General features: G+C 59.6%; 8 protein-coding genes. All 8 read left to right on the top strand.

Annotation, left to right across the window (positions count from 1 at the left end; all coding sequences use genetic code 11):
- Nucleotides 1-379: 379 nt before the first annotated feature.
- The 8 genes from NW870_RS04330 (at nucleotide 380) to rsgA (ending at nucleotide 9,803) form a co-directional block, all read left to right on the top strand.
- Nucleotides 380-1,306 (top strand): hypothetical protein, encoded by a 927-nt coding sequence (locus NW870_RS04330; protein ID WP_414374089.1) that lies wholly within the window; start codon nucleotides 380-382, stop codon nucleotides 1,304-1,306.
- Between the two features lie 86 nt (nucleotides 1,307-1,392).
- Complete coding sequence (locus NW870_RS04325) at nucleotides 1,393-2,613, top strand: DUF445 domain-containing protein (protein ID WP_414374087.1); 1,221 nt, start codon at nucleotides 1,393-1,395, stop codon at nucleotides 2,611-2,613.
- A 40-nt stretch (nucleotides 2,614-2,653) separates the two neighbouring features.
- The gene (locus NW870_RS04320) at nucleotides 2,654-4,315 is read left to right on the top strand and encodes a bifunctional metallophosphatase/5'-nucleotidase (RefSeq protein WP_414374086.1); all 1,662 of its coding nucleotides are present in this window, start codon (nucleotides 2,654-2,656) and stop codon (nucleotides 4,313-4,315) included.
- A 156-nt stretch (nucleotides 4,316-4,471) separates the two neighbouring features.
- Nucleotides 4,472-5,209 (top strand): nucleotide exchange factor GrpE, encoded by a 738-nt coding sequence (gene grpE / locus NW870_RS04315; protein ID WP_071818179.1) that lies wholly within the window; start codon nucleotides 4,472-4,474, stop codon nucleotides 5,207-5,209.
- Between the two features lie 179 nt (nucleotides 5,210-5,388).
- Nucleotides 5,389-7,197, top strand: a complete 1,809-nt coding sequence (gene dnaK / locus NW870_RS04310; RefSeq protein ID WP_414329166.1) for a molecular chaperone DnaK — start codon at nucleotides 5,389-5,391, stop codon at nucleotides 7,195-7,197.
- Between the two features lie 130 nt (nucleotides 7,198-7,327).
- Nucleotides 7,328-8,512 (top strand): molecular chaperone DnaJ, encoded by a 1,185-nt coding sequence (gene dnaJ / locus NW870_RS04305; protein WP_414329167.1) that lies wholly within the window; start codon nucleotides 7,328-7,330, stop codon nucleotides 8,510-8,512.
- Nucleotides 8,509-8,778, top strand: a complete 270-nt coding sequence (locus NW870_RS04300; RefSeq protein WP_414374085.1) for a sulfurtransferase TusA family protein — start codon at nucleotides 8,509-8,511, stop codon at nucleotides 8,776-8,778. The genes dnaJ and NW870_RS04300 overlap by 4 nt, the downstream gene beginning before the upstream one ends.
- Complete coding sequence (rsgA, locus tag NW870_RS04295; protein ID WP_414374083.1) at nucleotides 8,775-9,803, top strand: ribosome small subunit-dependent GTPase A; 1,029 nt, start codon at nucleotides 8,775-8,777, stop codon at nucleotides 9,801-9,803. The genes NW870_RS04300 and rsgA overlap by 4 nt, the downstream gene beginning before the upstream one ends.
- The last annotated feature ends 37 nt before the right edge of the window (nucleotides 9,804-9,840 follow it).

Here is a 9,840-nt window from a genome sequence, read left to right as displayed (position 1 = left end):
TGTTTGGAAACAAACAGAATGCTATCGCTGCATAGTTGAACAGTGATGTTCAGCAGTGTTCAGCGTAAATGTATCAGCCTTCACCTTCTCCTTCTCCAGAAGGACGGTCTCCTGCAGAACCCAAGCCGGAGTCCAGCCCCGAGGCTCAGGAGAGTGAGGCTACAGAGTCTCCTAAGCCAGAATCCCCAGCCCCCCAGCCAGGGGATCCCGGCGGACCGACTCCTTCTCCTTCCCCCAGCCCCTAGGGAAAACTCGATCCAGACCCCGAACAGGCTCAATAGTGTTTTAAGAGCTTCCGATCCCTTAATACCTACTAAATCTAGTGGGCACAAGCGGGGCAGGATGTTAAGCTACTGCCAGTTGCGACTGGATGGGATCCATGAGCTCAACCTTGCAGCCGTTCCTGCATTTGTTGCAGAGGAGTTCCTTTTGGGGGGTGTTGATAGCCGGTGCCGTTACCCCGGTTGCTGCTCAGCAGTTCGAGTTCACCCCTCAGCCGGTGCCCCCCAGGGGGGATCCCGTCCCTACCTTGCCCTTGCTGAGCCCTCCGCCCTCCCCCAGCTCTGCCGCCCCACCGGCCCTACCGCCTGTACCTCAGGTGCCGCAAATGCCGCTGGATCCCACAGCTCCGGCCTTGGATCCGATCCCGGTGGTGCCCGTTCAAGCGGCCCCAGGTGGACAACTCCCCCAAGGCGAGGCCTATTCCTATCAACGTCGGCCCGACCTCAGCCCAGGTGGGGATCTCTCCGGAGCCACGCGGGGCGAGCTGCCTGCCGGCACCCGTATTCTCCTCACGGCTTACCGCCCCATCACCTTCCAGCCCTACCAGGCCATCAACGGCCACCTGGAAGTCTCCGAGCCGGTGGTGGATCGCTTTGGCCAGGTGGTGATCCCGGCAGGGAGTGTGGTGTGGGGCACTTTTGAGCCGGTTTACCGAGAACTGAAGTTGTCTGGCCGGGAGGCGGAGAGCGCCGATCCCCAAGAGCGGGTCGTCGGCAGCCGCTTTGTGGCCAACCGCCTCACCATCGGCTCTTCCACCTACTTGGTGAGAGGCCAATCTGCGCCGCTACCAGTCGGGTTGGATCGCAACGCCGATGTCGGCACAACTGTAGCCCGCGGGGCAGGCTATGGGGCAGCAGGTGGGTTGGCCTTGGGGATCCTCACGGGGGGATGGGGCTTTTTGCCGATCTTGGCCGGCAGCTTGGCCGGCGCTGCGGCAGGCAGTACCAATATCGACCGGGTGGTGACGCTACAGCCCAATACGTTGGTGGAGCTGGAACTGACCGATAGCCTGATCATCCAATAACTGGTCAACCCTCTTTTGCCCTGTGGCTGGCTGAAGTGACTCGGGGCAGCTCGGTAGAGTAGAAGAGAGCCCCCTCCATTGGTTCCATGGCCTTCTGGATCTACGTTGTGCCCCCGCTGGCCGGGCTGGTGATCGGCTATTTCACCAACGACATTGCCATCAAAATGCTGTTCCGGCCCTACCGCCCCTATCGGGTTTTCGGCTGGCGCATCCCCTTCACCCCCGGTTTGATCCCGCAGAACCAACCCCGTCTGGCCAAGCAGATCGCCAAGACCATCATGGGATCCCTGCTCACGCCGGAGGAACTGCACAATCTGGCCCGTAAGCTGCTGCAAACCGAGCGCATGCAAGCAGGGATCCGCTGGCTGCTGGGGGTAGCCCTGGATCGGCTGCAAAACCCTGAGCAACAGCAGCAAACTGCTCAGGTGTTGGCGCGCATTTTAGCCGACCTGTTTAACGAGTCGTTGCCCCGCCTGGTGAAGGTGCTGGCCCGCCAAGAAACCTTTTTGGAAGGGCCCATTAACCAACTGTTCGACCAAGTGTTGCTGGAGCTGCGTCTCAGTGCCGAGCAGGCTAAGCAGCTCTCGGAGTGGATCCTGAAGCAGGCGCTGCCCCCAAAGGTGTTGCGGCAGAACTTGGTGGACTTTCTCACCGATCGCAACATCGAATCCCTTGACGAGGAGTTTCGTGAACGAGCGACCGGCTCCTACTGGGTGGTGGCCAACTTGTTCGGCCTGAAAAATGCCCTGTTGCGCCTGCGCACCTATTGTCTAGAAGAGCCGGAAGGGGCAGAAGCCATCTTGGAAGATCTGCTCAAAGACATCAACGCCTCCCGCCGCCTGACCGAGATCCTGCAGAACCTCTCGCTGCAAAACCTGCCGGTTTCCGCCGTGCGTCAGTTGCGCCGTGCCCTCCGCGACGGGATCCAAGATTACCTGCGCAGCCAAGGGCCAGAGGTTATCAAAGGGCTGGGGGAGACCATCGATTGGGAAAAAGTGGCCAGCCTGGTGTTGGGACGCCTGCGCAACTCCAAGGCGTTGATCACCTCCATCGACCAGATCAGCGCCGACCTGGCTTTGGTCTTGGAGCGCTACCTAGAACGAGATCTCGAATCCCTGATGATGCAGGTGATCCCGGTGTTGAACCTGGATCAGGTCATTGCCGATAAAGTCAACGCCACCTCCCCTGCCGACCTGGAGCAGGCCATCCAGCAGATTGTGCGCCAAGAACTCCAGGCCATCGTCAACTTAGGCGGCCTCCTCGGCTTTTTGGTGGGCTGTGTGCAGGTGCTGTTCTTGCTGGGCTGACGAGTTTGGGTTGGGCTTTGACTTTGGCTATGATATGAGAATGCGGTTAACAATTCTCCACACTTCGGATCTCCATGCCAATCTACATCCCTGGAACTACTTCACCGGGATCCCTGCGGAGCACGGTTTAGCCAAGCTGGCCACCCTCATCAAGCGCGTGCGAGCAGCCAGTGAGGATCCCGTCCTGCTCATCGACAGCGGCGACACCATTCAGGGATCCCCTTTAGGCAGCTACTATGCGCAAGTGGAGCGTGTCTCCCCTCACCCCTTGGCTCATGCTCTCAACGCCTTGGGCTACGACGCCTTTACCCCCGGCAACCACGACTTTAACTTTGGGCTGCAAGTTCTCCAGGATTTTATCGGCGATCTCCGCTGTCCGGTGCTCTGCGCCAACATCCTCCGCCAGAATGGGGATCCCCTCTTCCAGCCCTACCTGATCCGGGAATTGGCCGGGGTTCGCGTTGGCTTGCTAGGGCTGACCACCCCCCGCATCGACACCTGGGAGCGACCCGACTACATTGCGGGGCTGCGCTTTGCCCCCTTGTTGGAGACCGCCCGCCACTACCTATCGCTGCTGCGACCTCAGGTGGATGTTTTGATCTTGATCCTGCACAGCGGCCCCAACCAATTGCCCCCCCTGCGCACCCCTGAGCATTGGCACAACCCGGATCGCTCCGGCTGGTGCAGCAACAAAAGCCTGGCAGGGGAAAACGAACTGTTGGCCCTGGCCGAACTGGACGGCATTGACGTCATCCTCTCCGGCCATACCCACCAGACCATTGCCGGTTTGGGGGGATCCCAAGCTCTGGTAGTTCAGCCCGGCTATTGGGGCAGCCACCTCTCCCAGGTATCCCTGGAGCTGGAGCGCCAGGGCAGCCGCTGGCAAATCATCAGCAAAAGCGCACAGCTCCTCTCCGCCGAAGGGATCCCTCCCGATCCCGAACTCTTGGCCTTGACAGAGCCCTATCATCAAGCCACCCTGCGCTACATCCGTCAGCCCATTGGCCAAGCCCGTTCTGCCTATAGCGGCGGTCTGGCAGCCCGTCTGGGGGCCAACCCTCTGGCAGAGCTGCTCCATCAGGCCCAATTGCAAGCAGTGCGGGAGGCAGGATTCCCCGCAGAGCTCTCCCTGGTCAACATCTGCAGCAGCGCCGGCCTGTCGGCAGGCCCCATCTCCCTGCAAGATGCCTACAGCCTCACCGTCTACGACAACACCCTCTGCGTTTTGGAGATCACCGGAGATATTCTGCGGCGCGCCCTAGAACAGACCGCCGGCTATTTTCGCCAGTTGGATCCCAATCACCTTCCCGCCGATCCTGCTGCCGTCGTGGCCCCCGAAGCCCGCGGCTACACCTTCGACCTCTACCACGGCATCGACTACTGCTTCGATCTCACCCGCCCCGTAGGAAAGCGCCTGGTGACCTTACAATTCCGCGGACAGCCGGTGGAACCAGCACAGACCTTTCGCCTGGCCATTAACCACTACCGAGCCGGCGGCGGCGGCGGTTACAGCATGTTCCAAGAAGCCCAAACCCTGTGGATCTCAGCCGATAGCATCCGCGACTTTCTGGTCTACTATATTCACACCCACTCCCCCATTCAACCCATCTACAGCCCCAACTGGCGCCTAATCCCCGACTTGGCCAAGATCTACTTCCCCGATTGCCTGGGCCGGCCACGGGAACATCTGCTGGTCGGCTAGGAAAGAAAAGATATTGACTTCAACTGGCTGAAAGAGAACCCGGTAGAATACGATCAACACAGAGCCTGGTTTGGCTGAGTGCAGCGGCGGTTTTGAAACTGCCAAACTGGGGATATCCGAGTCACTGCTCATTGCTAACACTTGCCGACATCGCCCATGACTGCCGAAGAGAAGCAACCGATGGCCCCAGAAGATACCTATCCTGAACTACAGGAAGAAGAGATCGACGTAGAGGCAGAGCTGGAGAAGCTGATTTTGGAAGATAGCGAAGCAGAAGCCGGTACCTCCTCCGGAGAAACCGCAGCTGAGCCTTCTCCAGATCCCGGTGAAGCTCTCAAGCAGCTCCAGCACGAGTTGGAAGTTGTCCGCCAGCAACTCAAAGAGAAAGAAGACGCCTACCTGCGCCTCTACGCCGATTTTGAAAACTACCGGCGGCGTACCCAGCGGGAAAAAGAAGAGTTCAGCCAAAAAGAACGGCAGAAATTTGTGCTGGAGATCTTGCCTGTTGTGGACAGCTTTGAGCGGGCTCAGCAGCAGCTGAAGCTGGAAACCGACCGCGAGCGGGAGTTGCACAACAGCTACCAGAGCGTCTACCGCCTGCTGGTGGAATGCCTGAAGAAGATGGGCGTCTCCCGCATGAAATCGGTGGGCCAGCCCTTCGACCCCAACCTGCACGAAGCCATAGCCCGTCAGCCCAGCCCAGACTATCCTGAAGATGTGGTAGCCGTCGAATATCAGCCAGGTTACAAGCTGGGGGACTTGGTGATCCGTCATGCCATGGTGGCCGTCTCGGCGGGCAGCCCCAGCTCTGAACCATCCCCCCCAGCCCAAGCCACCATCGAAGCTGGTCCGGAAAACACGCCCGCCTCTCCCCAAAACCCCCAACCTTCCTAGCCGAACTTGCTCACTTGAACCTTGACAAACAGAGCCAGAGCAGTCTCAGAAACGCTACAGTAAAGCTACGGAGACGAAAGCAACGTCTGAAGGTTTCTGCGGGATTCTGGGCAGAATGCTTTTAAGATCCGTGGAATCGCGTTCTTGGGTTGAGACTTGGCGCACGGGAAGAGGGGGCTATGGGTAAAGTCATCGGGATTGACCTGGGAACCACCAACAGTTGCGTGGCGGTTTTGGAAGGTGGTCAGCCCGTTGTGATCACCAACGCCGAGGGAGGGCGCACCACCCCCAGCATTGTCGGCTTCGCCAAGAACAACACCCGCTTGGTGGGCCAACTGGCCAAGCGCCAGGCGGTTACCAATGCTGAAAACACCATCTTCAGCATCAAACGCTTCATTGGCCGCACCTTTGCCGAGACCGAAGATGAGCGGAGGCGGGTTCCCTACAAAGTCATCCCCGGTCGAGACAACATGGTGGAAGTGGCGGTGCAAGATCGCGCCTACACTCCGCAGGAGATCTCCGCCATGATCCTGCAAAAGCTGAAGGCCGATGCGGAGGCCTATCTGGGGGAGCCGGTGACCCAAGCCGTGATCACCGTTCCCGCCTATTTTACCGATGCCCAGCGGCAGGCCACCAAAGATGCGGGCACCATTGCCGGCCTGGAGGTGCTGCGCATCATCAACGAGCCGACAGCAGCCGCCCTGGCCTATGGCCTAGACAAACAAGATCAAGACCTACGCATTCTGGTTTTCGATTTGGGTGGCGGCACCTTCGATGTCTCGGTGCTGCAACTGGGCAGCGGCGTGTTTGAGGTGCAAGCGACTGCCGGCAACAACCACCTGGGGGGGGATGACTTCGACCAAAGAATTGTCGATTGGCTCATCCGTCAGTTTTTGGAGACGGAAGGGATCGACCTCTCGCGGGATCGCATGGCCCTGCAGCGGATGCGGGAGGCTGCTGAGAAGGCCAAAATTGAGCTGTCCAGCACCCAGGTTACACTCATTAACCTGCCTTTTATCACCGCCGACGATTCGGGGCCCAAGCACCTGGAAGTGGAGCTGACCCGCGGCAAGTTTGAGGAGTTGGTGCGGGATCTGGTGGAGGCCACCGTGGAGCCTACAGAACAGGCGCTGCGGGATGCTGGCCTCTCCCCTGCAGACATCGACCGCGTGCTGCTGGTGGGCGGCTCTACTCGTATTCCCGCTGTCCAGGAGAAAATTCGGCAAATCTTCAAAAAAAACCCAGATCGCTCCGTCAACCCGGACGAGGCGGTGGCCCTTGGCGCTGCCATCCAGGCAGGCGTGGTGGGTGGAGAAGTGAAAGATCTACTGCTGCTGGACGTGATCCCTCTCTCGATTGGGGTGGAAACGCTGGGGGGAGTCTTCACCCGCATCATCGAGCGCAACACCACCATTCCCACCAGTAAAACCCAGATTTTCTCCACTGCCACCGATGGCCAGAGTGTGGTGGAGATTCACGTCCTGCAGGGAGAGCGGGCCATGGCCAAAGACAACAAAACCTTGGGCCGCTTTCAGCTGACCGGGATCCCGCCGGCTCCCCGTGGGGTGCCCCAGATCGAGGTTTCTTTTGACATCGATGCCAACGGGATCTTGAAAGTCTCGGCTCGGGAAAAGGGGACAGGAATCGAGCAGAGCGTCAAGATCACCAACAACGGTGGCTTGAGCAGCAGCGAGATCGAGCGAATGCGTCGGGAAGCGGAGGCCTATGCCGAAGAAGATCAGCGCCGGCGGCAGTTGGTGGAAGCCCGCAACCAGTCAGATAGCCTGCTCTACAACTACGACAAAACCCTGCAGGAGCATGGCAATCGCCTCAGCGAAGCTCGAATCCAGCGGGGGGCTCAAGTGGCGGGCACATTGAGGGCATTGCTGGCAAATGATAACGTAGACTTAGCAACTTTACGGAACGCAATGGAAGAGCTGCGGGCTGTCCTGCTGGAGATGGGTAGCGAGATCTATGGAGCTCGCTGAGGATTCTAGGCAACTGCTTGCTCTCCCCCAGCTCCGGTGCCTTGTAGGTCTGCTTCGGTTGCGCTGCCTGACAAGTTGCATCTCAAGTGTGTCTGATGTTTTGATCTTTAACCTCTTCTGAAGCGCTTCTATGGCTCGCGACTACTATGAAATCTTGGGGGTTAGCCGCGATAGCTCCAAAGAGGAGATCAAGCGCGCCTATCGACGGTTGGCTCGTAAGTACCACCCGGATGTCAACAAGGAGCCAGGCGCCGAGGAGCGCTTCAAAGAGATCAACCGTGCCTATGAGGTGCTCTCTGATAATGAGCTAAAAGCTCGCTACGATCGCTTTGGAGAAGCGGGTTTGAGTGGAGCTGCTGCGGCAGCAAGTGGATTCCAGGATTTTGCGGGGATGGGTGGCTTTGCCGACATTTTCGAGAGCTTTTTCACCAACTTTGCAGGGGCAGGAGCCAGCTATGCCCGCAGTCGCCAGGGGCCGGTACGGGGCGATGATCTGCGCTTTGACCTAAAACTGGAGTTTCTGGAAGCCATCTTCGGCGGCGAAAAGCAAATTCGCATCAGCCACCTGGAGGTCTGCAATGTCTGTGGGGGCAGCGGGGCCAAGCCCGGTACGGAGGTGAAAACTTGCCCCACCTGCGGAGGCGGCGGTCAGGTGCGACGGGCAACCCGCACGCCGTTCGGCAACTTCACTCAGGTCTCGGTTTGTCCCACCTGTGGTGGCAGCGGTCAGGTGTTGGAGGAGCCCTGCTACAACTGCAACGGCGAGGGCTTGGCCCAAACCACGAAGAAACTGCGCATCAACATCCCAGCCGGCGTGGATAGTGGCACCCGTTTGCGGGTTTCTGGGGAAGGCGATGCCGGTCGACGCGGTGGCCCGCCCGGGGATCTCTACGTCTACCTATTTGTGGAACCGGATCCCGACTTCCAGCGAGATGGCCTGACCATTCTCTCGGAGGTGCGGGTGAGCTATTTGCAGGCCATCTTGGGGGCCAAGGTCTCTGTGCCCACCGTGGACTCGAAAGCCGGCCTGGAGGAGGAGGTGGAGCTGACCATCCCAGCCGGATCCCAGCCGGGTACAGTGCTGACCCTGGAGGGCAAGGGGGTACCTCGCATTGGCAACCCGATGTCTCGGGGCGACCACCAAATCACCTTGGTGGTGGAGATCCCCACCCGCATCAGCTCGGAAGAGCGGGAATTGCTCATGCGCTTGGCTGAGTTGCACGGAGAACGCATCAACAAGCGGGATGGTTTCTTGGGCGGGTTGTTGCGGGGGCTGGCCCAGATGCCTGGCAACCGGGAGCGTGAGGAAGAATGACTGCAGAGGCTGTTTCGTCGGAAGAGGTCAAGTTTATCCTTGACCAGCGCGGGATCCCTTGCCCACTTAACTACGTGCGGGCGAAGCTGCGCCTGGAGCGCATGGCTCCTGGAGAACTGCTGGAGCTATGGCTGGATGCGGGAGAACCTCTGGAGCAGGTGCCCAACAGTCTAGCCATGGCCGGGCATCGGATTGAGGGACAGGCAGCTTCCCCCGAAGGCCATTACATTCTCTGGGTGCGTCGCGGCACGCCTGAGTCGGCATGAGCCCGGTGAAACCGGAAGGAAAAGATTGTACCGGCTGGGTGCGAGCAGCGCAGGCCAACTTTTATCGCGTGCGTATCGATCCAAGTTTGGCTGCCCTCTTTCCCGAGATCCCGGCTCGGTTTCCGGTTGAAAAGCCCACGCCGGCAGAGATTCTCTGTACCAGTCGGGCCAAGCTGAAAAAAATGGGCCAGCAGGTGATGGTGGGGGACTGGGTGGAGGTGCGCTTGCCGCCTGCTGCCGCCGACCTCTGGCCGGAGCGGGGGGTGATCGAGGCGATCCTGCCGCGGCGCACTCAGCTGCCTCGACCCGCTATTGCCAACGCGACCCAAGTTCTGGTGGTGGTGGCCCTGGCCGAGCCCGACCCTGAGCCCAACGCCCTCAGTCGTCTGCTGGTGCAAGCTGAGGCCAGCCAACTGCGGGTTCAGGTGGTGTTGAACAAATGCGACTGCGTGGATCCAGAAGTGGCGACAACTTGGGTGGAGCGTCTGCAGAGGTGGGGATATGAGCCTCTGTTGGTCAGTGCCCACACCCAAGCTGGGATCCCCCAGTTGCAACAGTGCTGTCGAGATCAGATCTCGGTGGTGATGGGCCCTTCCGGGGTGGGCAAATCCAGCTTGCTCAATCGGCTGCTGCCGGACGTTCGGCTGGCTACTCAGGCCGTCTCCAGACGTTTGGGCCATGGTCGGCACACCACCCGCCATGTGGAGCTGTTTCCTTTGCCGGAAGGCGGTTGGATCGCCGATTCGCCGGGATTCAATGCTGGCGAAGGGATCCCGCCGGTGCATCCTTTGCAGTTGATACGGTGCTTCCCGGAGGTAAGGGATCGCTTGGGCGCCTGTCAGTTTCGCGATTGCCTGCACCATCGAGAGCCAGGCTGTGGGCTCCGAGATCTGGATTGGGAACGACGGACTTTTTACTTGCAGCTTTTGCAAGAAGTCCAGCAGGTGCAAAAGGCATCGGTGGGCCTTATCCAGCCTGGCCAAGATCCCAGTCTCGCCAGAATTGCGCGAAAGACCCCAATCTGAGGACTATAGTCATCCCAAACTAGATTGAGACACTCCT

The sequence above is a fragment of the Synechococcus sp. R50.1 genome (assembly GCF_047462115.1).
GTDB lineage: Bacteria > Cyanobacteriota > Cyanobacteriia > Thermostichales > Thermostichaceae > Thermostichus.
The sequence above is the reverse complement of the archived record's forward strand: the minus strand, read 5'-3'. Positions and strand labels throughout refer to the sequence as shown.